Source organism: Hymenobacter volaticus, assembly GCF_022921055.1.
GTDB lineage: Bacteria > Bacteroidota > Bacteroidia > Cytophagales > Hymenobacteraceae > Hymenobacter > Hymenobacter volaticus.
The window spans coordinates 1337032-1360296 of the sequence record NZ_CP095061.1 but is presented as its reverse complement, the minus strand read 5'-3'; the positions used below and the strand labels follow the sequence as shown (position 1 = coordinate 1360296).

General features: G+C 56.7%; 18 protein-coding genes. 10 read left to right on the top strand and 8 right to left on the bottom strand.

The window, feature by feature from the left end; all coding sequences use genetic code 11:
* Positions 1 to 338: 338 nt before the first annotated feature.
* The 7 genes from MUN86_RS05960 to MUN86_RS05925 all read right to left on the bottom strand — a co-directional run bounded on the left by MUN86_RS05960 (position 339) and on the right by MUN86_RS05925 (position 10814).
* Entirely contained in the window at positions 339 to 2096 is a 1758-nt protein-coding gene (locus MUN86_RS05960; RefSeq protein WP_245122934.1) for a family 43 glycosylhydrolase, read from the bottom strand.
* Positions 2097 to 2259: 163 nt separating this feature from the next.
* Positions 2260 to 3618, bottom strand: coding sequence for a glucoamylase family protein (locus MUN86_RS05955; RefSeq protein WP_245122931.1), 1359 nt, complete (start codon positions 3616 to 3618; stop codon positions 2260 to 2262).
* Between the two features lie 174 nt (positions 3619 to 3792).
* Positions 3793 to 4887: a RagB/SusD family nutrient uptake outer membrane protein gene (locus MUN86_RS05950; protein WP_280640608.1), complete on the bottom strand. Its 1095-nt coding sequence runs from the start codon at positions 4885 to 4887 to the stop codon at positions 3793 to 3795.
* Between the two features lie 473 nt (positions 4888 to 5360).
* On the bottom strand, positions 5361 to 8672 hold the full coding sequence (locus MUN86_RS05940; protein WP_245122928.1) for a SusC/RagA family TonB-linked outer membrane protein: 3312 nt from the start codon (positions 8670 to 8672) through the stop codon (positions 5361 to 5363).
* A gap of 153 nt (positions 8673 to 8825) precedes the next feature.
* Positions 8826 to 9632, bottom strand: coding sequence for a FecR family protein (locus MUN86_RS05935; RefSeq protein WP_245122925.1), 807 nt, complete (start codon positions 9630 to 9632; stop codon positions 8826 to 8828).
* Positions 9581 to 9850: a hypothetical protein gene (locus MUN86_RS05930; RefSeq protein WP_245122923.1), complete on the bottom strand. Its 270-nt coding sequence runs from the start codon at positions 9848 to 9850 to the stop codon at positions 9581 to 9583. The genes MUN86_RS05935 and MUN86_RS05930 overlap by 52 nt, the downstream gene beginning before the upstream one ends.
* A 343-nt stretch (positions 9851 to 10193) precedes the next feature.
* Positions 10194 to 10814 carry an RNA polymerase sigma factor gene (locus MUN86_RS05925; RefSeq protein WP_245122920.1) on the bottom strand — a complete coding sequence of 207 codons (621 nt, stop codon included), beginning with the start codon at positions 10812 to 10814 and terminating at the stop codon, positions 10194 to 10196.
* A 414-nt stretch (positions 10815 to 11228) separates the two neighbouring features.
* Between MUN86_RS05925 and MUN86_RS05920 the strand changes: the two genes are divergently transcribed.
* The 3 genes from MUN86_RS05920 to MUN86_RS05910 all read left to right on the top strand — a co-directional run bounded on the left by MUN86_RS05920 (position 11229) and on the right by MUN86_RS05910 (position 13157).
* Entirely contained in the window at positions 11229 to 12404 is a 1176-nt protein-coding gene (locus MUN86_RS05920) for an MFS transporter (RefSeq protein WP_245122918.1), read from the top strand.
* 82 nt (positions 12405 to 12486) lie between these two features.
* Positions 12487 to 12825: a YiiX/YebB-like N1pC/P60 family cysteine hydrolase gene (locus MUN86_RS05915; protein WP_245122916.1), complete on the top strand. Its 339-nt coding sequence runs from the start codon at positions 12487 to 12489 to the stop codon at positions 12823 to 12825.
* Positions 12741 to 13157 (top strand): YiiX/YebB-like N1pC/P60 family cysteine hydrolase, encoded by a 417-nt coding sequence (locus MUN86_RS05910; RefSeq protein ID WP_245122913.1) that lies wholly within the window; start codon positions 12741 to 12743, stop codon positions 13155 to 13157. The genes MUN86_RS05915 and MUN86_RS05910 overlap by 85 nt, the downstream gene beginning before the upstream one ends.
* 2 nt (positions 13158 to 13159) lie before the next feature.
* On the opposite strand, the gene MUN86_RS05905 is transcribed toward MUN86_RS05910, so the two are convergent.
* A complete protein-coding gene (locus MUN86_RS05905) occupies positions 13160 to 14359 on the bottom strand; it encodes an energy transducer TonB (RefSeq protein ID WP_245122911.1) in 1200 nt (399 codons plus the stop codon).
* Between the two features lie 270 nt (positions 14360 to 14629).
* On the opposite strand from MUN86_RS05905, the gene MUN86_RS05900 reads away from it, so the two are divergent.
* From MUN86_RS05900 to dnaK, 7 genes are all read left to right on the top strand, one after another.
* The gene (locus MUN86_RS05900; RefSeq protein WP_245122909.1) at positions 14630 to 16222 is read left to right on the top strand and encodes a vWA domain-containing protein; all 1593 of its coding nucleotides are present in this window, start codon (positions 14630 to 14632) and stop codon (positions 16220 to 16222) included.
* Positions 16223 to 17030: 808 nt separating this feature from the next.
* Positions 17031 to 17711, top strand: a complete 681-nt coding sequence (locus tag MUN86_RS05895) for an NAD-dependent epimerase/dehydratase family protein (RefSeq protein ID WP_245122906.1) — start codon at positions 17031 to 17033, stop codon at positions 17709 to 17711.
* Positions 17712 to 17734: 23 nt separating this feature from the next.
* Complete coding sequence (locus tag MUN86_RS05890; RefSeq protein WP_245122903.1) at positions 17735 to 17920, top strand: hypothetical protein; 186 nt, start codon at positions 17735 to 17737, stop codon at positions 17918 to 17920.
* Complete coding sequence (locus tag MUN86_RS05885; RefSeq protein ID WP_245122900.1) at positions 17914 to 18840, top strand: MBL fold metallo-hydrolase; 927 nt, start codon at positions 17914 to 17916, stop codon at positions 18838 to 18840. The genes MUN86_RS05890 and MUN86_RS05885 overlap by 7 nt, the downstream gene beginning before the upstream one ends.
* Before the next feature lie 270 nt (positions 18841 to 19110).
* The gene (locus tag MUN86_RS05880; RefSeq protein WP_245122896.1) at positions 19111 to 20070 is read left to right on the top strand and encodes a pseudouridine synthase; all 960 of its coding nucleotides are present in this window, start codon (positions 19111 to 19113) and stop codon (positions 20068 to 20070) included.
* Positions 20070 to 21029, top strand: coding sequence for an alpha/beta hydrolase (locus MUN86_RS05875; RefSeq protein ID WP_245122894.1), 960 nt, complete (start codon positions 20070 to 20072; stop codon positions 21027 to 21029). The genes MUN86_RS05880 and MUN86_RS05875 overlap by 1 nt, the downstream gene beginning before the upstream one ends.
* A 232-nt stretch (positions 21030 to 21261) precedes the next feature.
* Entirely contained in the window at positions 21262 to 23208 is a 1947-nt protein-coding gene (gene dnaK / locus MUN86_RS05870) for a molecular chaperone DnaK (protein WP_245122892.1), read from the top strand.
* Positions 23209 to 23265: the final 57 nt, after the last annotated feature.

Sequence of the window (23265 nt, the reverse complement as noted above, 5' to 3'; positions counted from 1 at the left end):
TGATAGAGTGAGTGAATGCGAAAGTAGATAGTTGTGCTCTATCTGGCATCTGCGTGATGGAAGTATCTCGCTACTGACGTCAGATTCATACTGTCCTGCTGAACGCAGTGCAATGCAGCCGAACACCCTGACGTGCTGTCGTTATAGTGGTATTGTCCTGCTGAGCGGAGTCGAAGCATCTCGCTCGTGTGGTAAAACAGTTAGCACTTCAACGACACCACGCGAGATGCTTCGACTCCGCTCAGCAGGACGTTCTGATTGTGCTAGTGACGAGAGTATGCAAAATCAAGCAGAATGGACACTGTAGCTGAAATTTATCAGGTGAAACATATGTCCTCTTATTTCACTGTCACGACGGGGATGCGGGAGGATATGCCGTTTTCGTTGATGGCTTCAATGGTGAAATAGTAGGGCAAGTCTTTGTCCATACCTTTGAAATAGTAGTCGTTTTGGCCGTGCACCATGATGCAGTTGTAGAGCTTATCGGGGCTGATGCCAACGTGGATATTGTAGGCATAGGCGTTGTCTGTGGGCGTCCATTTGAGCCAGGCGCTCCGCTTGTCTTTCTCGGTTCGGAGCACCACGAATCCTTTTACCGGCTCTGGCGTGGCGCCACTCCCCTTCCCGAACACCCGTAGGCCACTGATGGCGAATTTGCCAGTAGGCATATGCACGTTTTCGAGTTTGAGGTAGCGGGTACGAACCGGCTCGGGTAGCTCGATGTACTCGTGGGGCACGTCGGTTTTGTTGGCGCTTTTATCAACCAGCACTTTCCACTTTTTGCCGTCTAGGGAGTGCCAGAGCCTATACTGATGATAGATATTGGGCTGCTTGCCGAGGAACTGCGCATCTTGGTCGGCATAGTTTATTTGGATGGCGTGCACGGTGTTGAGGTCGCCCAAATCAGTTTGTAGATACTCCCCTTTGTTGCCCGTAGCCGCGCTCCAATAGGTCCGGATACTCTCATCGACAGCATAATTGGGTAAGTAGCCGCCCAATGTGGAAGAGACTTGCACTGGCTTCTGGTAGTTGAGCAGCATCCAGCCCGCGAAACGGCTTTTCAGGTGGTCTTCGGGGCCGGTAGGCAGGTAGTGCGGATAGTCGCCGAAGGTAGTGTTGGCGTAGAGCACTCCTTCTTTGTCGAAGCCGGCGGGCCACAGGCCAAGCCGCCGCTCGAAGTTGTTTTTCACCGATACCACCATGGTAGACAGGTGCCACCAGTTGCCGTAAGTGTCTTGGAAGGTGTTGCCGTGGCCGGCCCCGCGGGCGAAGCCGCCGGGCTTGTAAGCAAACGGGTTATGGGGCTGCGGCTTGAAGGGTCCCAACGGCTTGTCGCTCACTTGCACGCCATCGGCATAGCCACTGAATTCGGTGCCGGGTGCGCCGTATTGCAAATAATACTGGCCCTTGTACTTGGTCATCCAGGCGCCTTCCATAAACGGATCAAGAAAGGTATTGTCGAGGTATTCGCCGAAACGCTGCCAGCCGAACTGCTTGTCGTTCAAACCGAACATTTCTTTCCGCTCGCCAATTGGCTGGAAAGTTTTGCGGCTGATTTGCTGCCCGTAGAGCGGATACACGTTGCTACTCCCCCAATACAAGTACAACTTGCCGTCGGTATCCAGGAAAAAGTCAGGGTCCCAGGCGCCAATCTGGAACGGGTCGACGGCTGGTTTCCACTCGTTGGCTTTGAGATTGGTGCTCATCCAGATTGGAAAGTTCTTTTCTTGGGTAGAGCCGTACACCAGCAGCGTATCGCCGAGCACGAACACGGCAGGCGCGCACAAATCATCGTACACTTTGTGCTCAGGCCGCAGAAAGGAGCGCGAAATAAATTTCCAATTGTAGAGGTCCGGGCTGTGCCAGTAGCCCCATTGGTTGGTTGAAAACAAGTAGTATTCGCCCTTGTAGAGCGTAATAACCGGGTCGGCAGTGGCGCGGTGTTTACCTGCTTCAGCGAAGTTTGGAATGGGCGTATAGCCGTAGTCTACGTTCAGCGGGTTGCAATACGTACGCTGGCCAGGACTGGAAGTGGGTTGAGCCTGAACAGTTAAGCTCAGCGTCGCCGCGAAGAACAGAAGCAGTATTCTGAGCATAAATTGAACGGCTAATTAAAAGGACGCACCCTGAGCGGAGCTGAAACACTTGGCATGCTGACGCGGGAGTAACGATTATCACCCCGGCGCGACGCTTCGACAAGCGGATGCCGGATAGGACGGTCTTTCGCTATTTATTATTTCAGAAGCGTTCCTGAGAGAGTTATTTCTTGATCTGCGGGCTTTCAAAACCGAGCTTGGTGAGGCCGCGCTGCACGTCGGGGCTGCTCATGAACAGCTTCCAGAGCAGACCAGTGCGGTGGTTTTCTATCATGCCCACGATGGGCCCCTGGTCGATGGCGAGGTGCGACTTGGCGTACCAATTGTGGTGCTCACTGAAGCCATCGACGAAACCGTAATCACTCCAAATTTTGTCGCCGAGGTCGTTGTAGAAGTGCTTGAGGGCGGCCATCGACTCGGCAGGTGCGTAGGGCATAGCTGAGAGGGCCGCGGTGGGCGAAATCACGCCGAGGTCTTCGGAGGGCGAGTGGGCGGCGTAGCCTTTGTAGCTGTCGGAGGCGGTAAGGCCCCAACTGTTGGGGCCGTAGCCTTTGTACTTCTTGGGGTTGTCGACGCAGTAGGCGTAATTGATGCGGGTGTGCGCCTGGTTTTGCTGCATGTAGTCGGCGTACTGGTCTTTTAGGCCGCGGGGGTCGAGGCCGAGGAAAGTGTAGTGCGAGAAGAACAGCGGGCCGCCGTAGTCGAAGCCCAAGGGCAGCTTGGTTTTGTAGAACTCCTTGCCGTTGCGGAAGTAGTCACCAGTAGCCCAGCCCTGGTCGTACACCTTTTTGTCGATGGCGTATTTGGGCGAGGACGCGGCCAGCACGTAGGTAATCAGGCACTCGTTCCAGCCATGAATCTGGTGGTTCATGCTCCAGCCGTTGTTGGGGCTCCAGTGCCAGTAGAGCACGTTTTGGCCGCCTTGCGTGTGCCAGTTCCACTCCACCCCCTCCCACATCCACAGAATATGGTTGCGCAATTCCTGCTCGGTTTTGGTTTCCTGCGTGAAGTATTGGCGGGCACAAATCAGGCCTTCAAATAGAAACGATGTCTCCACCAAGTCTCCCCCATCGTCCTTCTGGCTGAACCGGATGACCTTGCCAGTTTCCCCGTTCAGCCAGTGTGAAAACACCCCGTGAAACGAATCCGCCTTTTCCAGAAACTTCACGATTTTCAGGATGCGCGTAGCGGCATGCTCCCGCGTAATCCACTTGCGGTCGGCGGCCACGATGATGGCCATAATGCCGAAGCCCGTACCGCCCGTCGTTACTACCTCGTTGCCATACTCGTAGGCCACGTTGCTCCGCTCGCGCGCCATACCTGATACGGGGTGCCCGAAGTCCCAGAAGTAGCGAAACGTTTGCCGCTGCACTTGGTCGAGGAGTTGCTCGTCGGTTAGATTGCGGGGCCGCTGCCGCGGGTCGAACTTGGTGGTAGCTGCTTTTTTAGGTGCGGGTTTTTGCTGCGCGTGGAGCAAGCCTGGCAGTAGCAGGCACAGCAGTACAAGGAGTTTGGTAGTCATAGCATCCGGTTGACCTCACCCCTAGCCCCCTCTCCTCGGGAGAGGGGGAACTAACTGCTAGTTTAGCCAGCTCTAGTTTTAGGGGAATGTTGGCAGTTAAATTTTTAGAGCTAAAAAGCTAGTTCCCCCTCTCCCCGAGGAGAGGAGGCTAGGGGACGAGGTGCCCCTCGCCGCTTAGTATCCGGGGTTCTGCGTGAGTTGTCCGCCGCTGAGGTCAATTTGGGCTTGCGGGATGGGGTAGATTTCGTTTTTGCCTTTCGTGAAGGTCTTGCCTTGGGCCGCGAAAATGGGAACGATGCGGCCGGGCTGCACGCTTTCCTGACGCACCAGGTCAAAGAACCGGTCCTGTTCCAGGGCCAGTTCTACACGACGCTCCCGCCAGATTTGCGCGAGCGTGGGGGTTGCGATACTTGGCAGGCCGGCGCGGGTGCGCACGAGGTTCAGGCTAGTAGCAGCAGCTCCGGTGTTGCCGATTTGCAAAGCCGCTTCGGCGTTGATGAGCAGCACATCGGCGTAGCGCAGGATTCGGACGTTCTTGGGCAGGTAGTCGTTGTTGCCGCAGTTGGCTTCACGGGTGCGGCTGTGGTAGGCTTTGTAGCTGTAGCGCAAGCCTTCCACCGAGTCCTTGCTCGGGATGCGGAATCCGTCCCAAAGCACCGTGCCCGTGGAACGCTGACCAGCCGGAGCAGTAGGATTGATAAAGATAATGGAGCCGGCCCGGCGCACGTCGTTGGGTTCGTAGGCATTAGCCAAGTCTTGCGTGGGCGTGTTGAAGCCAAAGCCCAAATCGGCCCACCCGCCGCGGCCACCGGAGCGCGGGCCCTGGCACACGGTGTAAATGCTGACCGCCGAGTTGTTGCAGGCGGCGTTAACGCCCGTCTGTATCTCGAAGATGGATTCCGAGCTGTTGGCGCCCGGCGTGCGCCACACGTCGGCGTAGTTTGGGTACAGCGCGTAGGCTCCCGAGCGGCCCTGGATAATCTCGTTGGTCAGGGCGTAGGCCTGCTGGTAGTTTTTCTGATACAGGTACACCTTAGCCAACATGGCCTGAGCGGCGGCTTTGGTGGTCCGACCCGTTTGAGCGGTTGATTTAGGCGCTAGATTATCCGCTGCAAATTGCAAGTCACTCACAATGAACTGATATATCTCTTCGGCAGTGGCCCGGCGCTGAAACTCCGGGTTGTTGATTTCCGAAGTAGCCGGCACCCGGTCGAGCAACGGTACGCCCCCGTAAAGCCGCACCAAATTGAAGTAGAAGTAAGCGCGCAAAAAGCGTACTTCTCCGAGCAACTGATTTTTGGTGGCCTCCGGGCGGGACTCAGCGGAATCTTGTCGAGGGCTTGGTTGGCACGCGATATGGCCTGGAAGTGCCCGTTCCAAACGTTGTTGATAACGCTGTTGGTGGAAGTCAGCGTGAAGTTGTCGACGGCAGCGGCGTCGGCAAAGTCGTTGGGGGTACTGCCTTTGTCGGTGTCGTCGGAGGCAATATCGGTCAGGATGATGAACTGGAAGCTGTGCACATCGGGGCCGAAACCGCCGAGATACAGCACGTTGTACACGCCGTCTACCAGCTTTTGAGCGGCGGCGGGGTCGGTCCGAATGGCATCTTCACTGAGTTGCCCCTGCGGCGCCACATCGAGGTAGTCGTTGCAGCTGCTAACCAGCGCCAAAGTGAGTGCTAAAGCCGCCGTGCCGGTACGGCGCGAGAAAGAAGTGGGAAGTTGGAAAGACATCGGCGTAGCTTATTTGAAGTTGACATTCAGCCCGAGCGTAATCACGCGGCTAATGGGATAGGAAGTGGCTTCGATACCCGAATCGAGCGGACCACCCGCCAGCTCCGGCGTGAAGCCGCTGTAGTTGGTGATGGTGAACAGGTTTTGGGCCGAGGCAAACACCCGCAACGAACTCAACCGGAACCGCTCTAGCGCCGTGCCGGGCACCGTGTAGCCCACTACCAAGTTGGTTAGCCGCATAAAGTCGCCGGATTCCAGGAAGTACGTGGAGTTGGGCAGGCTGCTCGGAATGGACCGTGGGTTGGTGTTGGAGGGGTTGGTGGCCGTCCACCGGTCGTTGGCGAAGTCGGCTTCCACGTTGTCGGTGCCGGTGGTGCGCAGCTGCTTCTTGGCGTTGTAGACCTTGTTGTTGAGGTTGCCCGACAGCACAAACGAGAAGTCCACGTTGCGGTAGTTGAGCCCACCATTGATGCCGTAGTAGACCGGCGGCTGGTACGAGCCGAAGTAGCGGCGGTCCAGCAAGTCAATCACGTTGTTGCCGTCGGTGTCGGCGTACTTCAAGTCGCCGACCTGCGGCGTACCGAAGGTAGAGCGAGGCGAATTAGCAATTTCGTCGGCCGTTTGATACACGCCAATGGCTTCGAGCAAATAGAAGCTACCGGCCGCCACGCCGTTGTCGGAGCGGGTCACGAGGTTGGTGCCGCCAAACAGCGCCTGCCCGCCATTGAGGTTGGCAATGCGGTTTTTGTTGAAGGTGGCATTCGCCCCGAAGTTGTAGCTCCAGTCGGCACTGCCGCCAATGCTGGAACGCCAGTTCAAACCCGCCTCAATGCCCTTGTTGGTGATGTCGGCAGCATTGGTGATGTACTGGTTGTCGGGGTCCCCGAGAATACCCGGAATGGTCACCGGAATAAGCGCGTCGGAAGTGGTCTTGTCGTAGTACGTCAACTCACCGGTCAGGCGGTTGTCGAGCAAGCCAAATTCCACGGCCAAATCGTACTCCGTTGTGGTCTCCCACCGCACATCCCGGTCCTTGAGCTGCGTGATGGTCGCGCCAAGCACCGGCTGCCCGTTGATGACGTACGGAATGTTGGAATTGGCCGTCACAACGTACGAGTTAGCCGGAATCTGGTCGTTGCCGAGCTGGCCGAAGCTGGCGCGCAGCTTCAGGAAGTTCAGCACGCTGTTGTCTTGCAGAAAAGCCTCGTCGGAAACCACCCACCCTAAACCGACTGAAGGGAAAAAGCCATTACGCCGGTCCTGGTTAAACTTCGACGTTGCGTCGCGGCGCAGGTTGGTCGTAAACAGGTACCGATCCTTGAACGCATAGTTGACGCGTCCCAAAAACGAGATGCGACGGTCCTTAGCTGGCAAAAACGGATCGGGGTCGAGCGGATCGACGAAGCCGTTGACGGCCGTGTTCGGGTCCCCGGCGTTGAGGTACCACTGGTTGGGGTCGGCGGGCACATCCCGGCGCGATGCCGAGAAAGGCGTGAACTGGCCTTCTTCCACCACCTGCCCAACCAACACCGTCAGGTTGTGCTGGTCGTTGAACGTCTTTTGGAATGTAGCCGTGTTTTCCCACAAGTAGCGGTACCGGTCCTCTTTCGTGATGGTGAGGTTGCTGCGCTGATTGCGCTGGTTGCCGCCGGTGGTCAGGAAGGTGTTCTGGTCGTTGAGGTACTGGTAGTCGTACACGCGGCGGTTCAGCGCGTTCAAGTCCACGTTGATGGCCGAACGAAACGTCAACCACGTTACGGGTTTCACATCAATGCCCACGTTGCCTTGCAAGCGGTTCTCGATCAGCTTGTTGTTGTTCTGCTCGATATCGAGCACCGGGTTGCCCACGTTGCCGAACGCCGAGGTATTGCCGTACAAGTTGCCCACTTTCGAGGGGATGATGGGCGCCGCCCGGTAGGCATTGCCGTAAGCCGTGGCGATGTTCACATCGCGCGCATCAGCGTGGCTAAACGAGGCCTGCGAACTAATTGTGACTTTATCAGACAAGTCAAATGCCGTGTTGGAACGGACGGTGAGGCGCTTAAACTTGTTGTTGATGACGATGCCATCGTCCTGCAACAAGTTGCCCGAGAAGTAATACCGCACGTTCTCACTAGCTCCGGATACGGCCAGGTTGTGGTTCTGGTAGGTGCTGCGGCGCAAAATCTCGTCGTACCAATCGGTAGAGCCCGAGAAGTCGGGAATGGTCGTGGTCGGCGACGTGTCGCGCAGGTAGTTCACGTACTGGTTGGCGTCGGCCATGTCCACGAGGCGGGCGGCTTGCTTGAAGCCGCCGGTGGCGCTGTAGCTCAGGATCGGCTTGCCGAGCTTGCCTTTCTTGGTGGTGATGATGATAACGCCATTGGCCCCGCGCACCCCGTAAATAGCGGCCGCCGAAGCATCTTTCAGCACGTCGATGGTTTCGATGTCGGCGTTGCTTAGGTTGCGGATGTCGGTGGTTTGCACCCCGTCCACTACATAAAGCGGATTGGCGCCGGCCAGCAAAGTACCCGTACCCCGGATGCGCACCGTGGGCTGAGAATTAGGCGCGCCGCTGGTGGTGATTTGCACGCCGGCAATCTTGCCCTGCAAGGCCTGTGTGGGCGTTTGCACCGGCTGATTCACAATTTCGTCGCCTTCCACGCGAGCAACGGCCCCGGTTACGTCGCGCCGGCTTTGCGTGCCGTAGCCTACCACCACTACCTCACTGAGCGCCTTGGTGTCGGGCGCCATAGTCACATCGACGGTGGTACGGCCGCCCACGGCCACTTCTTGCGCGGTGTAGCCCACAAACGAAAACACCAGGGTGGCATTGTCGGGGGCGGTGAGGGTGAAAGTGCCGTCGGGGCCGGTTTGGGTGCCGTTGGAAGTGCCTTTCACTACCACGTTCACACCGGGCAAGCCCGAGCCGGTTTCGTCGAGCACCCGGCCGGTCACGTTGATGTCGGCGGTAGTCAGCGGTTTGAGAATGATGTCGTCTTCTACGGCCTCGTACTTGATGTGTAGCGGGTCGAGCAGCTTGTGCAGCACCTCGGCCAGTGGCTCGTCGGTAGCCGTTATCGACACGCGCCGACTTGCGCCAATCAGCTGCTTGCTGTACTGAAACCGCACATCCGATTGGCTTTCAATCTTGTTCAGAACCGCGTACATGGGCTGGTTGCGGGTTTGCAGCGTAATAGGCTGCTCCAAGAAATCCTGCGCTTTGGAAGGGTGCGGCGAAGCCAAACTAACGGTACTCAGCAACGTGATGCCGAGCGTTTGGGCGAACACCACGCGCCGTAGGAAGCGGCCGGAAGGGGAATGGGGTAATAAGGGAATCATGCGAAAGTGGGAATTGAGTGGGGTCTCATGCCGAGACAAGAATTTTCGCGGTCTGCAACGCTCACCACCCGAAATGGCGGCACTAGCAGAAGTTGGCAGGCAGGGCGGCTATCTACATCATAGGCAAGTCCGAGGAATGGTGTGGCAAACGAGCTAGCTACCTTGGCAGCCGGGCCCGTGAAACAGGATTTGTGCATTCACTTCTTCATAGGAGGCGCCTAACGTTTTGCAGAGCACATCGAGCTTACCGTACAGCGACTTATTACGCAGCGCCAACGTTACGGTGCAATTAGCCAACGACTTGCTGTCGAACACGATGTGCACGCCGTAAGCTTGTTCGAGCGCCGTCAGCACTTCGGGCACTGGCCGGTCGTCGAACACAAACGATTGCGACTTCAACTGTACCGGTTGAGCCACCAATTCGCGCTGTAGTTGCTGGCGCTCAGGCGAGTATACCGCCTGTTGGTTGGGCAGTACCACAATGGCGGCCGGCAGGGCGATGCTGGCAGATGCATTCGCTACCACACGCGGACTCACGCGGACCCTTCCGGTTTTCACTTCCACTACTGCCTTTTTTTGCCCTTGGTAGGCTTGCACCGTGAAGCTAGTTCCGAGCACGGTGGTTAGCATTTGGGCGGTGTACACTTGAAATGGACGCGTGGTATCCCGCTGCACCTTGAAAAAGGCTTTGCCCACCAAATACACCGGCCGCTGCTTGGTCCCAAACGTGCGCGGGTACTTCAACCGGCTACCCGGTGAAAGCTGCACCCGGCTGCTGTCGGGCAACGTGATACCAACCACCTGCTGACTGGTGTTGGGATACACCACCCACTGCACAGCCGCCGTTGTGGGGCCAACTACTTGCGGTTTGGCAGCCGTCCAGAATTGTCGGGCTCCCAGCCCAAAGCCTAGTGCCAGTAGGGCTGCCGCGGCCCATCGCGCAGCGGGCGCCCCAGCCACGACCGGTCTTCGGGGTTATCTTCTTCGGTAGCTATAGTTTGTTCCGCAATCCGATTCCAGAGGTTCAGCCGGACGGTTTCCTGTTCTTCCGGCGTCAACTGTAACTCTCGCTCGTTGCCTAGTGCCTGATACCAGTTTTCCACCAAGCGCTTTTCTTCCGCAGTGCATGTTCCCTGCTGGTATCGTTCTAGTATATCCCGTAAATCTGTCTGATCCATATAGTAGCGTATAGGTTATTGAAATGACAGAATGGGCCTTCCTCCCTATAGTCGGCCAACTGTGCGTTATCCCTAGCCTGCGGTGAAAATATTTCGCAAAAAAGCCCAACTACCGGATAGCAGTTGAGCTTCGAAAAACTTTGGACTGTGGTCGATTTACTAGCAGACGCTGTCGAGACGCGACACTTTGCGTCTGTCGGTGCTGAGGTTATCTAGAATGTTGTAGTTCTAGCGGTTCAAAGACTAGACCCGAAATATTGCGTGCTTACACCGATCTGGCGGCATGAAGTACAGTCATGCAGTATGGCAATGCGCGCCGTTTGAGCTGCTGGAATTGTAGGCACTACCAGACGTATATCAGCAGAACGGCAATAAAATCGCGCAGACTGACGCGCAGCAGCTTCAGGGCGCGAGTGAGGTGGTACTCCACGGTTTTGCGGGAGAGGTGGAGGTTGCCGGCTATTTCGGGCACGGTTTGGTGCTCAAACCGGCTCATCAGAAACACTTGCCGCGTGTGTTCTGGCAGTTGCGTCAAGCTTGCTTCCAAAGCCCCCGTTAAGTCGTGGGCGGCTATGGTATCTTCGGTGCTATGGTCGGGCTCCGGGAGGTGGGTGCGGCTGTAGTGCAGGTAGCCGGTTTCCGAGAGGCGCAACTTGATACTATCGATGATGCGGTAACGGACGGCCGTGAACAGGTAGCTTTTAAGGTGCTGAATGGAATTGGTTTGGCGCTTGTGCCAGAGCGCCGTAAACACGTCTTGCACCACTTCTTCGGCAGCTTCCCGCGAATTGAGCTTGCGGTACGCCGTTTCCAGCAACTGATACCAATATCGCTCGTACACTTCGGCAAAGGCCCGCGCGTCGCCCTCACTCATGGCGCGTACCAGAGCTTGATCGTCCCACGCGCTGCGGGCACGAGCAGCCTCACCTTTAGCCGCGGCGCGCGTGCCATAGGAAGGGACCACTCAACAAACAACATTCATCAACGATTAGGGGCATGTCCTACAGGCAACAAAGGTGGGTGGAGAGCCTAGACAAATAAATCGGATGCCAACTTCAACGACCCTCCCGCGGCCAAGTTCTGTCAGGGGGTACTACAGCGCACTTTTCAGTGATTGAATATAAAAACAACCGGCAAATGTTCTATACGCTGTCCAGCTTAAGACGGATACACATTTAGCGGTATAGCCGACTTCCATTGGATACTCACCGAAAAGACATATTTCTACGTCGGGCCGGGGTACCTTTGCAGCAGCTTTCATCGGAAAGCTACCTTTTTTGAACAAGAACAAATTCTGTGGGGTTGTCAGGCTTCGGTCGAAAAGACCCGGTGCTCACCTCCTATCCGTCGCGCAACTCGAAGCGCAGCCAAGCTTTTCATGAAATCAAAACTCGCACTGATTCCCCTCACATTGGGCGGGTTCGGCATTGGCATGACGGAATTCGTCATGATGGGCATTCTGCCCGATATAGCAAGCGCCATGCGCATCACCATTCCCGAGGCGGGGCACTTCATCTCGGCGTATGCGCTTGGGGTCGTAGTGGGTGCGCCGTTGTTGGTGGCCCTCACAGGCAAGCTCCCGCCCAAAAAGATTCTGGCGCTGCTCATGGGCATGTTTGCCATCGGTAATGCGCTGTCGTTGTTGGCTCCCAACTACGAAATCATGCTTCTGACCCGGTTTATTTCCGGCTTACCGCACGGCGCTTTCTTTGGAGTGGGCGCGGTAGTAGCGGGTCGTTTAGCCGAGCCGGGCAAGGAGGCGCAGGCTATATCCATCATGTTTGCGGGCCTCACCATTGCCAACATCATCGGGGTGCCGATTGGCACTTATTTGGGCCATACCTACAGTTGGCGGATTCCCTTCGTGCTGATTGTGGTCGTGGCCCTGCTGACGGTGCTGAGCGTGTGGCGCTGGTTGCCTAATCTGTCGGCCAAGCAAAGCAACTTGCGGCAAGAGTTTCAAGCCTTCACGCACTTGGAACCCTGGATGATTATTGGCATCACCATTCTCGGCAACGGGGGCTTTTTTGCGTGGTTCAGTTACATCGTACCGCTGTTTACGGAAGTATCGGGGTTCAGCAACAACGCCGTTACCTTCCTTATGGTGTTGGCGGGCATGGGCATGGCCCTCGGCAACATACTAGGCGGTTGGCTCACCGACCGTATGTCGCCCCTCCGGGCTACCACATGGCTACTGCTGGCCATGGCTACTTCCCTGCTGCTCATTCCCTTTGCGGCGCACTATCAGATTCCCACTATTCTGATAACGATGCTGACGGGTGCCTTGGCTTTCTCGACGGCAGCCCCCATTCAAATGCTGATGATCCGGTCGGCCAAAGGCTCCGAGATGCTGGCTTCCTCGCTTAGTCAATCGGGTTTTAATACCGGCAACGCGCTAGGCGCTTACTTAGGGGGCTTGCCTATTGCGGCTGGCTTGGGCTATACCTCGCCCGAATGGGTGGGCGCGGCGCTGGTTGCAGGCGGTATCTTGTTTTGCGTGGCCCTGGTTGCTCGGCGGCGGAAGAAGGTTCAGCTTGAATTGGCTTTGCAGTAGGTTGGATGGAGCGTTTGGTACGCCTGTAGCAAACGCTCTATCTTTAGCCAGCAGCCTTACTTGTTTGGGCTGACGCCTAACTATGAAGCTTAAGTTTCTGCTGTTCCTATTGCCGCTGCTGGCTTTAGCAGCACTAGCCTACCCGCGTCTGCAACGCCGCCTCACCCGTTTCCAGCAGGCCCGCCGCGCCGAAGCTGCTGTAGCGCATCTCTCCTCTAAGCTTCACGACGGAGACCTAATTTTTCAGACCTCAACTTCTGCCCAAAGCCAAGCCATCCAACTCGCCACTCATTCGCCCTATAGCCACTGCGGCATCTTGTTTAAGCGCAACGGCGCGTGGCGCGTATTCGAAGCAGTACAGCCGGTAAGCGAAACTTCCCTCCAAGCCTGGACGGCGCGGGCCAACGCGGCCAGTTTGTAGTAAAGCGCCTGCGCGATGCCGAAACCGTTCTTACTCCTGCCGCCCTGCAACGCCTACGGGCCGCCGGCGAGCAATACCGTGGCAAAAACTACGACTTGTATTTCGGCTGGTCCGACGACCGAATCTATTGCTCGGAGCTGCTTTGGAAGATGTACCAACAAGCCACCGGCCGCGAAATCGGTCAACTGCAAACCCTTCGCGAGTTCGACCTTAGCCACCCCGCCGTGCAAGCCAAGCTTAAGGAGCGCTACGGCAACCACATTCCGCTAACGGAAAAGGTGATTTCGCCAGTGCGCATGTTCGAGAGCAAAGAGTTGGTAGAGGTGCAGTAAACTTACTTCTCTGAATTTGCCGCTTTCGGCTCGTACGGGAACGGCAGATTGACTCGAATTTCGTGGTCTTGCCCGGCAGAGTTGGTATAGCGGGCAGTACGCATCACGCGCAACGCTTCTTCGTCGCAGTTGTAGCCGAGGCTTTTCACCACTGCCACATCCTGCGGAATGCCTGTTTTGTCGATAACCATCTGCAAGGTTACGCTGCCGCGAACCTGCTTTTTTTGCGCGGCAGCAGGATAACGCAAACTGGCATACAGTGCTTTATAGCCGCCAATCAACTCCACGTCCGATTTCTCTTCCGCGGCTTGTTTCTGTTCTATTCCTTGTCTTGGGTCGACGTAGATTTCTGGCGGGTTAGGGTTGTGTGTAGCGGTGGATACTTGGTATGTAATGCCGAATTGCTGAAGGTATTCCTCAAGCGGTATCATCCCAAGTTTCGCTCGGCGCACATCAACGTTAGCTTCGTCCTCGATAGGGTACAATTGGCACTTGCCAGCTGCTGAACAATGTGTTTGTGAGCCATACAGCTGCTTTTCACCGCGCTCCGTTCTAGTCCGGTCGTCAAACAGAGCGAAGGCCGACTTCGAAAACTCGCCTTTGTCGGCAGCGGCTGTGAGCAGGGGCAAGTAGTTATCGTTCGGGTTGTGCTGAATCACGAAGAATGCTACATCCTTCTCATACTCTCCCACAAACGACTTGCCCGGATACCCGTGCCGGGCAATCAGACTGTCAATCTGCCGGATAAGGCGCCTATCTACAACTCCTTGTTGCTGCATAGCGGCCCGCATTTGCGGCGAATCGAGTCCAAACTTCTTATCGGCCTCCCTGGCCGCTATCCGAAACTGCTGGTCCTGCTGGTATATCTTTTTTAATAGTGCCACTAGTGGCTGATTGAAACCGGCTTCGTGCTGTTTCTGCTTGGCCTGAGCACGAGCTAGCAGGCGGTTCCAAGTAGGTTGCGTGCGCAAAGGCACGAAATCAACTTCAGCTCGCAAGCTTTCTGCAGTATAATAACCTTTGTCTACGGCTTGGCTTAGTAGTTCTAGCGCAATCTTGCTTTCTTGGTTTTGGGCGGCGGCACGGGCAGCTTGGTAGTAGTCGCGGGCTGTGCCGGCTTGCTGCTTGAGTACCCGCTGATACGTGCTGCTAGCTGCGGCATACTCCTGGCGAAGCATGTGCTGCCGAGCAGGAGCCAGCAAATCGGGGCAGCTTGTGCGTAAGTTGAATTCGATATAAGGGTTGCAGTTCCTAATATAAACGCTACTAACGCGGCAGTTAAACAGTGTTGCATGCTAACAGAGAATAGTTGCAGGATCGGCCTCTTACCTAAGTAATATAGTGGCTAAGCTATTGATTTTTCTGCCTTCTTCTCCCTTGCAACTTCCTACCTTAGCTCCTGCCCCGATTGCTGCACGCAACTCTATGGCCTATTTTGGGGTTCTTGGTATTCTCACTCGCTATTCCTGTCTTTGATTTCCGTCGCTGCTTCTCCCTGGTTTATTCTGCTGTGCCTGGCTGCGGGCGCGGGCTATGCGGCTTTATTATACTCGGCTAAGGCTCCTTGGAGCAAGGCACTCAACCTCGGGCTGGCCGCTCTGCGTTTTGTGGTCGTGAGCTTGTTGTGCTTTCTGCTGCTCTCGCCTTTCCTCAAAACTACTACCAACACCACCGAGAAACCCACGCTGGTACTGGCCGTCGACAACTCGCAGTCAGTGGGCTTATTTACGCCGTCGGCTGTGCTCGGACAAGCCAAAACGGGGTTGCAGCAGCTCACCGAGACGCTGCGGGGCCGGGGTTTCAATGTGGAAACCCGCACGCTCGGCGCCGCTACTGCCCGCCCCGTAACCCCCGATTCGGTGCGCTTCAATGCCGCAGCTACCAATCTGGATGAGCTACTAACCGGCGTCCGCGAAACGTTTGAAGGGCGCAATTTGGCGGGCGTGGTGCTCGTATCTGATGGTATTGTCAACCAAGGCCGCTCCCCTGCTTACTCGGAGTTCAACTTCCCGATTTACTCTGTAGCCGTAGGCGACACGCTGCCCAAGAAAGACCTGAACCTACCGGCGCTGAACTACAACCGGGTGGCCTTCAGCGGCAACAAGTTTACGATTGAAGCCGAAGTGACGTACGACGGGTTTGCGGGCGGCACGGCCGTGGTGCAACTGCGAGAGAACGGCCGGGTGCTGCAAACGCAGCGCGTCCGCCTCCCGGCCGGCCAGCGGCGCACCAAAACCACATTCACACTTGTAGCGCCCGCGCCCGGCAAGCGCCGCTACGAAGTGGTGGTCTCAACCCAACCCGGCGAATTCACGACGCTCAACAACAGTAAGTTCGCTTACATCGAAATTGTGAAAGGCAAGCTGCGGGTGCTGCTGGCTGGTGCCGCCCCCCACCCCGACTTAAAGGCTTTACGGGCGGCTATTCAGCAGAACGACAACTTCGACCTCGTGACATACCTGCCTGGCATTAGCCCGCTTAAAAGCCAGGACTACGATGTGGCCATCCTGCACCAGCTACCCGCTCGCAGCGGCGAGGGTGCTGAGGTGCTAGCACAAGTCCGGAGCCGCCGTATCCCGGCCCTCTATATTCTAGGAGCCCAGTCCGACTTCAATGCCTACAACAGCGCCGGCGCCGGCCTCACCGTATTGCCCCGTGGCTCGCAAACCGACGAAGTAACGCCCGTGCTCAACCCGAGCTTTTCGCGGTTTACTTTCGAGGAAGACGCGCTGCGCCGTTTCACGTCTTACCCGCCCGCACCCGTACCGTTCGGCGACATCCGCCTGAGTGGCGGGGCCGAAGCGGCTTTATTCCAGCAGGTGGGGCGCCTCCGCACGCAAAAGCCGCTGCTGGTTTTTGGGGTACCGCAGCACAGCGCCAAGCCACCCTGCTTACCGATGGCAGCTGGCAATGGCGCCTACAAGAAGCTGTGGAGCACGACGACCGGCCCGATGCCTACGACCGACTCATTGTCCGCACCCTACAGTTACTCACGCAGAACGCCAACAAAAAGCGCCTCGATGTATACCCCACGCAGGACGCCTTTAGCACCCAAGATGACGTAACCTTCGGCGCCGAAACCTACAACGCTATTTTCGAGCGCACGTACGGCCAGCAAATCACGCTCACGCTCACCGATGAGCAGCAGAAAACCCGCACCTTCAGCTACACCAACTCCGAAGATGGCGCGCCGCTGCATATTGGCACGCTGCCCGGCGGTTTCTACCGCTACGCCGCCCGCGCCAACCTCAACGGCCAACCCCAACAAGACCGGGGCGAGCTACTAATTCAGGAACAACAGCTAGAAGCCCTTGATGCCCGCGCCGACCACAATCTGCTCTATCAGCTCGCCCGCCGCAGTGGCTCCCGGCTGTACTATCCGCAGCAATTCGCGCAGCTCACCCAGGATATTCTGAAGGCCGATTACAAGCCCGTCATCTATTCTCAGGAAGACCTAAAGGACCTCATCAACCTGAAGTGGTTGTTCTTCCTGATTCTAGCCCTTGTGACCGTAGAGTGGGCAACACGCAAATACTCAGGCGGCGTGTAGTGCCTTTAGAAAGAGGGAATAGTCATCAAAGCTTCAAAAGCTAGCTCTACTCATACAAGACGGGTTTCGAGATGTGGTTGACCAACATAATCACGATCCACCAGAACGTCATGCTGAGCGCAGTGCAACGAAGCCGAAGCATCTCGCGTGCTGAGGCTGCCAAACTAACTCAACGATTCGCACGAGATGCTTCGTCAAGCTCAGCATGACTGTGGAGCAAATAATGATTCAGTTATTAACCAAGCCAACTACAAATATCCGCGAAGCAATTAAAGTAGAAACGGCCGTAGTGCGTCCTTACTCCTGACTCACTCAGCCATTCTATGAAACTACGAGTTATTATAACGGGCGCTACTGGTATGGTAGGCGAAGGCGTGCTACTCGAATGCCTCCGCAACCCCGAGGTAGAACAGATTTTGGTGCTCGGCCGCCGCGCCAATGGCATCGTGCACCCAAAAGTAAAGGAAGTACTGCATGCCGATTTCCAGAACCTAGCGGGTATTGAAGACCAGCTTGTGGGCTACAACGCCTGCTTTTATTGCGCGGGGGTCTCGTCGGTAGGCCTAAGCAAGCCGGAGTACGAGCGTATCACCTACGACGCCACGCTGCACGTAGCCGAAACGCTGGTGCGCCTCAATCCGAACATGACCTTTGTGTTTGTGTCCGGTGCGGGTACTGATAGTCGTGAGAAAAGCGCCCAGCATTGGGCCCGCGTGAAAGGCCGCACCGAAAACGCGCTGCTGCGCCTTCCGTTCCGGCACGCCTATATGTTCCGGCCGGGTTTTATGCGGGCTACGCCGGGCCAGCGCAACGTGCTGAAGCTCTACAAATATTTAGGCTGGCTGTACCCGATTATGCGAAGACTGACCCCTAACCTGGTATCTACCATGAGCGAAGTGGGCGTGGCGATGATAAAGGCAACGCAGGAAGGCTACCCCAAATCGATATTGGAAGTGCGCGATATGGTGGCACTAGCCCACGGCAAAGTGGCCAAGGGTTCATGAGGAAACCAGTAAAGACCTTTTTCATGGCAACGAGCAGCATGGTTGGCGTTTTACTAGTGGCTGCGGTAGCTTTTATGAGCATCAGCCCCGAGTTTGGTGGCAAGCCCACCAAGGCCGACAAACAGGTATACGCCAAGTCGGGGCACTACCAGGACGGCGAGTTTGTGAACTTGGTCCCGACCGTTGAGCTGACGGGGGCAGCATGGTGAAGGTGCTGTGGAAGTTTCTGTTCCACAAAGAACCCAACGCACGCCCACTGGGCCCGCTGCCCATGCAGCAACTAGATTCGCTCAGCATCGTGCGCAAATCGCCGGACTTGTTGCGCGTGACGTGGTTTGGCCACTCGGCTAGCTTGGTGGAATTGGCCGGCAAAAACATCTTGTTTGACCCCATGCTCAGCATTGACCTTGGACCCAGCGCCTGGCTAACCCCTCCCCGCTACAATGCCACGCTGCCCATCACGCCCGAGCAGTTACCGCCCATCGACGCCGTGCTTATTTCGCACGACCACTACGACCACCTCGACTACCAAACCATCCGGCGCATCAAAAGCAAAGTCGCTCACTTCTACGTGCCCTTGGGCATTGGTCCGCACCTGCGCAAGTGGGGCGTAGCGCCGGAGCGCATCACCGAAATGAATTGGGGCGACGAAGCCAAGCTGCCCGGCCTCACGGTGGTGTGCACGCCCAGCCGCCACTTCTCGGGCCGCGGCCTCACCAACCGCAATTCCACACTATGGAGCTCGTGGGTGCTTAAATCGGATTCCAAGCGGGTTTTCTATAGCGGCGACGGGGGGTATAGCCCGCACTTTAAGGCTATTGGTGCCGCCCACGGTCCCTTTGATCTGGCCTTAATAGAATGCGGCCAATATGACCAGCAATGGTCCCAAATCCATATGATGCCCGAGCAGAGCGTGCAAGCCGCCGTTGACGTACGCGGAAAGGTGATGCTACCCGTTCATTGGGCGGCTTTCACCGAAGCTAACCACGCTTGGACCGACCCCATCGAGCGGGCCACCGCCGCGGCCATGCGGTTGCAGATGCCCGTCACCACTCCTAGGCTCGGCGAACCTGTCGTGGTAGGCAGCGGGCCCTTGCCTAGCTCACCGTGGTGGCGGCAAGTACAGTAAGCAGAAGCGCATAAGGTTGATCGAAGGGCCCTGCTATGCGCAAGCGCAGCCGGGATTGAAGCATCACGACTCACATGCTAAAGTTGTAGAAGTACTGTCATGCTGAGCGCAGCTGAAGCATCTCGCGTGCTGACGTTGCAATGCTATTAGTTTTACCACAATAGCGAGATGCTTCGGCTGCGCTCAGCATGACGGCTGGTATGGCAACGGCCACCAACTGGAAATTACCGGAAAACAGCAAAACGCCCGCAAGCCGCGTACCTTTGTGTCATGCGCTACATTCTGGTCAACAAACCCTACGAAGTCCTCACGCAATTCACCGATGAGCAAGGCCGCGCCACGCTCAAGGACTTCGTGGCCATACCTAATATTTATCCAGTCGGGCGGCTGGATTTCGACTCGGAGGGCCTCGTGCTCCTCACTGACGACAAGCAGCTTCAGCACCGTCTTTCCGAGCCTCGTTTCAAGGTAGCCAAGACCTATTGGGTGCAAGTGGAAGGCATCCCCACTGAAGAAGCTCTCGAAACACTGCGCCGCGGCGTAGACATCAAGAGCGGCTTCACCTCCCCCGCCGAAGCCCGTTTGCTACCCAACGACACGGAGCTATGGCCTCGCAGCAAGCCCGTTCGCTTTCGGGCCAATATCCCCACCAGTTGGATTGAAATAACAATTTCGCAGGGCATGAACCGCCAAGTGCGCAAGATGACGGCCGCCGTGGGCTTCCCCACCCTGCGCCTCGTGCGCGTAGGCATCGCCGACTTGCGCGTGGAAAACCTAGCTCCCGGCAAATGGCGCGAGCTAACCGACCCGGAAGTACAGACGCTGAAAGAAGACATGGCTGCTCAAACGGCGGCAGCTGGCACTTTCAAAACTCCCGGCAAATCCGAGACCTTCTGGCCCGGCGGCATTCGTCCGGCTAGCGCCAAGCCAGGAAAGAACAGTGCGGGCGGTTACAGCCGCGGCGGTTTTGGCGGAGCCAGCAACGCAAAAGCCACGGGCGGCGATACTCGCTCGGCTGGCACCCGGGGCTCGGGCCGCAATAGCAGTGGCGGCACTTTTAAGGCGACACCTACTGGCAAACCAGTTGGTGGCAAACCAACAACGCCCGGCAAAACCGGCAGCAAGCCTGGCCCTAAGTCGGCCGGACGTGGCAGTGCGGGTCCAGAAAGCCGGGGTGGCGCCGGACGTAAGCCAGGCCCAACTGGCAGCGGCCGTAACGGACGCGGCTAATGCATAAAGTTTCTTCGCGCAAACCCTGGCGCTTCCGGCAACTGTTGTTGCTGGCGGCGTTGGGGTTTGTGCTTGTAAACGCGGTGGCGTTTTTCCATGCTTGGCGCTTCACGCATTTTACCACGGAAGCAGGCGCCCACACCGATAACCCCGAGCAACTAACGCCGCTGCAGAAAGTTGGTATTTTGCTCACGGGAATCAAAAACCCTAAGCCCCGCAATCAGGCCGTTCCGGCTTTCCCGTACCGTACGCTATACCTCAACAGTGCCAATGGGCGTCTGGAGGCGTGGTATGGTCCGGTGCCGCGCCCGCGAGGCACGGTGGCGCTGTTTCATGGCTACGCCAGTTGTAAAAGCAAGCTCCTGACCGAAGCCGCCTACTTCCGGCGCCTCGGTTACTCCGTGCTGCTTACCGACTTTGCCGGTAACGGCGGCTCTACGGGCAACATCTGCACTGTTGGCCACCATGAAGCCGCCGACGTGGCCGCCGTGACGCGCTGGCTGCAACGCCGACCAGGTCCGGTAATGCTTTACGGCAACTCCATGGGCGCCGAGGCTATTCTGCGGGCTGAAAGCGAACTAGGAGTGCGCCCAACGGCCAACCTCGTGGAGTGTCCCTACGGCAGCATGCTTGAAACTGCCTCCAACCGTTTCCAATCCATGCACGTGCCGCCATTCCCGCTGGCCAACCTGCTCGTGTTTTGGGGTGGGGTGCAAAACAACTTTTGGGCGTTTGATTTAGATGCCACGCACTTCGCCACCAACATCAGCACGCCTACCCTGCTCATGTGGGGCGAAGCTGACCCGCGCGTGACGCGCCAAGAAACTGATGCCATTTCCGCGAATCTGCGCGGCCCCAAGCAACGTCAGGACTTTCCAGATTCCGGCCACGAGCCCTATTGGCGCAAAAACAAGCAACTGTGGGAGCAGACGGTGGCGGGGTTTTTAGCGAAACAATAATACGGCGCTTGCACTAGTCGCTCTATAGCCTGTCCGCCTGGCAGAATATCCTGCGTCTTAAAGAATTGTAGAAGTCAGTCCGTCGGACAGTTCACACGGAGCACCTTCAAAAATGACAATCTGTCACAAATAAAGGCATTTGCCGGGGCTGGTACGAGCCTTGTAATTCCCCCGTGCGAATGAATCGCAGCTACAACCTGACACCTCAACTTACTACATAACAACCATCCAAATGGGCAAAATAATCGGTATTGACCTCGGAACCACCAACTCGTGCGTGGCCGTAATGGAAGGCAACGAGCCGGTGGTAATTCCGAACAGCGAAGGCCGGCGGACGACTCCGTCAATTGTGGCTTTCCTAGACAACGGTAAGGGCGAGCGGAAAGTCGGTGACCCGGCAAAACGTCAAGCCATTACCAACCCTACGAATACCATTCAGTCCATCAAACGCTTCATGGGCCGTGCCTTTGGCGAAGTGACTGAAGAGGCTAAAAACGTATCCTACGCGCTAGAGCGCGGTTCTAATAACACGGTGGCCGTGAAGATTGGCGACCGTCAGTACACCCCGCAGGAGATTTCGGCTATGGTGCTTCAGAAAATGAAGCAAACCGCTGAAGACTATCTCGGTCAGACTGTAACGGAAGCCGTTATTACGGTACCTGCTTACTTCAACGACGCGCAGCGCCAAGCTACCAAAGAAGCCGGCGCCATTGCGGGTCTTGACGTAAAACGCATCATCAACGAGCCTACTGCCGCTGCCTTGGCATACGGCCTCGATAAGAAGCACACCGACCAGAAGATTGCCGTGTACGACCTTGGCGGTGGTACCTTTGATATTTCCATCCTGGAGCTCGGCGACGGTGTGTTCGAAGTACTGTCTACCAACGGTGACACTCACCTCGGTGGTGACGACTTCGACCAAGTAATCATCAACTTCTTGGCCGAGACGTTCGCCAACGAAAACGAAGGCCTCGACCTCCGCAAGGATGCTATGGCTCTTCAGCGTTTGAAAGAAGCTGCTGAGAAAGCCAAAGTAGAGTTGTCTTCGTCGACGGAGACGGAAATCAACTTGCCCTACGTAACGGCTACCGCTTCGGGTCCCAAGCACTTGGTAGTGAAACTGAGCCGTGCCAAGTTCGAGCAGTTGGCTGACAACCTGGTTCGTCGTTCGATGGAGCCGGTGAAGAAAGCCCTGCAAGATGCTGGCTTGAGCACGTCGGATATCAACGAGGTTATCCTTGTAGGTGGTTCGACCCGCATTCCACGCATCCAAGAAGAAGTAGAGAAGTTCTTCGGTAAGAAGCCTTCGAAAGGTGTAAACCCCGACGAAGTAGTGGCCATTGGTGCTGCTATCCAAGGTGGTGTACTGACCGGCGAAGTGAAGGACGTGCTTCTGCTCGACGTGACCCCGCTTTCGTTGGGTATCGAGACCATGGGCGGCGTAATGACCAAGCTCATCGAGTCGAACACGACTATTCCTACCAAAAAGTCCGAGACGTTCTCGACGGCTTCCGACAACCAGCCTTCGGTGGAAATCCACGTGTTGCAAGGCGAGCGTCCGCTGGCTTCGCAGAACCGCACCATCGGCCGCTTCCACCTCGACTCGATTCCACCAGCACCTCGCGGCGTTCCACAAATCGAAGTAACCTTTGACATTGACGCCAACGGCATCCTGCACGTATCGGCCAAGGATAAAGGCACCGGCAAAGAGCAGAAAATCCGCATCGAAGCTTCGTCGGGCCTCACCGACGCCGACATCGAGCGGATGCGCAACGAAGCCGCTGCTAACGCCGAAGCCGACAAGGCAGAGACCGAGCGTATCAGCAAGATCAACGCTGCTGACTCGATGATTTTCCAGACCGAGAAGCAGTTGAAAGAGTACGGCGACAAACTGAGCGCTGGTAACAAGACGGCTGTTGAAAATGCCCTCGGCGACCTCAAGAAGGCCCACGAGAGCAAAGACATCAGCCAGATTGACACCGCTATGGAGGCTATCAACGCTGCTTGGCAGGCTGCCTCGCAAGAGATGTATGCCGCTACCCAAGGCGGTGCCGAAGGTCAGCCCGGCGCCGACGGTGGCAACCCCTTCGGTGGTGGTCAACCAAACGGCAACGGCCAGCAAGGTCAGCCTCACGACAACGTAACCGACGTGGATTACGAAGAAGTAGGCACCAAGTAATAGTTGCTCTTACCTAAGTGAAAAGGGCCGGAAGCATATAGCTTCCGGCCCTTTTTT

Bases quoted from the DNA above. Each gene is read 5' to 3' on its own strand.
- MUN86_RS05875 (WP_245122894.1), top strand. From the start codon at position 20,070: ATGCATAAAGTTTCTTCGCGCAAACCCTGGCGCTTCCGGCAACTGTTG.
- MUN86_RS05915 (WP_245122916.1), top strand. From the start codon at position 12,487: ATGAAGCTTAAGTTTCTGCTGTTCCTATTGCCGCTGCTGGCTTTAGCA.
- dnaK (WP_245122892.1), top strand. From the start codon at position 21,262: ATGGGCAAAATAATCGGTATTGACCTCGGAACCACCAACTCGTGCGTG.
- MUN86_RS05930 (WP_245122923.1), bottom strand. From the start codon at position 9,850: ATGGATCAGACAGATTTACGGGATATACTAGAACGATACCAGCAGGGA.
- MUN86_RS05885 (WP_245122900.1), top strand. From the start codon at position 17,914: ATGGTGAAGGTGCTGTGGAAGTTTCTGTTCCACAAAGAACCCAACGCA.
- MUN86_RS05890 (WP_245122903.1), top strand. From the start codon at position 17,735: ATGGCAACGAGCAGCATGGTTGGCGTTTTACTAGTGGCTGCGGTAGCT.
- MUN86_RS05880 (WP_245122896.1), top strand. From the start codon at position 19,111: ATGCGCTACATTCTGGTCAACAAACCCTACGAAGTCCTCACGCAATTC.
- MUN86_RS05940 (WP_245122928.1), bottom strand. From the start codon at position 8,672: ATGATTCCCTTATTACCCCATTCCCCTTCCGGCCGCTTCCTACGGCGC.
- MUN86_RS05960 (WP_245122934.1), bottom strand. From the start codon at position 2,096: ATGCTCAGAATACTGCTTCTGTTCTTCGCGGCGACGCTGAGCTTAACT.
- MUN86_RS05920 (WP_245122918.1), top strand. From the start codon at position 11,229: ATGAAATCAAAACTCGCACTGATTCCCCTCACATTGGGCGGGTTCGGC.
- MUN86_RS05895 (WP_245122906.1), top strand. From the start codon at position 17,031: ATGAAACTACGAGTTATTATAACGGGCGCTACTGGTATGGTAGGCGAA.
- MUN86_RS05955 (WP_245122931.1), bottom strand. From the start codon at position 3,618: ATGACTACCAAACTCCTTGTACTGCTGTGCCTGCTACTGCCAGGCTTG.